2 protein-coding genes are annotated in these 1,050 nt (G+C 56.4%); both read left to right on the plus strand.

Annotated features, from left to right (window positions below; all coding sequences use genetic code 11):
- Nucleotides 1–529, plus strand: a 529-nt coding sequence (locus AC097P_RS24960) for a branched-chain amino acid ABC transporter permease (RefSeq protein WP_479613100.1), incomplete at its 5' end; no start/stop codon positions are given.
- Between the two features lie 63 nt (nucleotides 530–592).
- On the plus strand, nucleotides 593–1,050 hold a 458-nt coding region (locus AC097P_RS24965), incomplete at its 3' end, for an ABC transporter substrate-binding protein (RefSeq protein ID WP_479613101.1).

A 1,050-nucleotide genomic window follows, 5' to 3' on the forward strand; every position in this document is an offset into this window, starting at 1 on the left:
GTTCTGTTTGTCGCTTCTGGTGGTCATCGCTGTCATGGCCAAAAACCTGGTGCGTGGAGCGGTTGGTCGGGAGTGGATGGCCATACGCGATATGGACGTGGCCGCCGCCGTGATCGGCATTCGCCCGATGTACGCCAAGATGACGGCGTTTGCGGTGAGCTCGTTCATTGTGGGCATCGCCGGCGCGCTGTGGGCGTTTGTCTATCTGGGTTCGTGGGAGCCGGCGGCCTTCAATGTGGATTTGTCGTTCAGGCTTCTATTCATGGTCATCATTGGGGGCATGGGCTCCATCATGGGTAGCTTTTTTGGTGCGGCCTTCATCGTGGTATTGCCCATCTTCTTGCAACAGGCCTTGCCTGCCTTTGCCGGGCTGTTTGGTGTGGAAATTTCAACAGCTGGCATTGCCCACGCCGAGCTGATGGCGTTTGGCGGTTTGATCGTGTGGTTCCTGATTGTGGAGCCCCATGGGCTGGCCAAACTGTGGTCGATAGGCAAACAAAAGATGCGCCTTTGGCCGTTTCCGCACTGAGCTTTTTGAGGTATTGATTTCCCGTGTTCCCTGTGCTTCCCACTTAACAATTAGGAGAGACAAATGAAGCTTCGCAAACTCGTACTCGCTAGTGCAATGGCCGTTGCCGGCGCATCTGCAATCATGACAGGGCCCGCTTTTGCGCAGGCCAAAGAACAGTTTTTTCCGGTGTTGTCCGGGCGTACCGGGCCAGTGGCTCCCAACGCCACACCCTGGGCCAATGGCCACAATGACTACATGAAACTGGTCAACGCACGCGGTGGTATCAACGGCGTCAAAACCCTGGTTGAGGAATGTGAAACCGCCTACGCCACCGACCGTGGCGTGGAGTGTTACGAACGCCTCAAAGGCAAGCATGGCGGCGCAACCGTGTTCCAGCCCTTGTCCACCGGCGTTACCTTTGCGCTGACTGAAAAAGTGCCCGCGGACAAAATTTCCCTCATCACCTCGGGTTATGGCCGCAGTGACTCTGCCGATGGTGGCGTCTTCAAGTGGAACTTTCCTTTGATCGGGCACTATTG

Source organism: Rhodoferax sp. ZS1R8 (assembly GCF_056521325.1).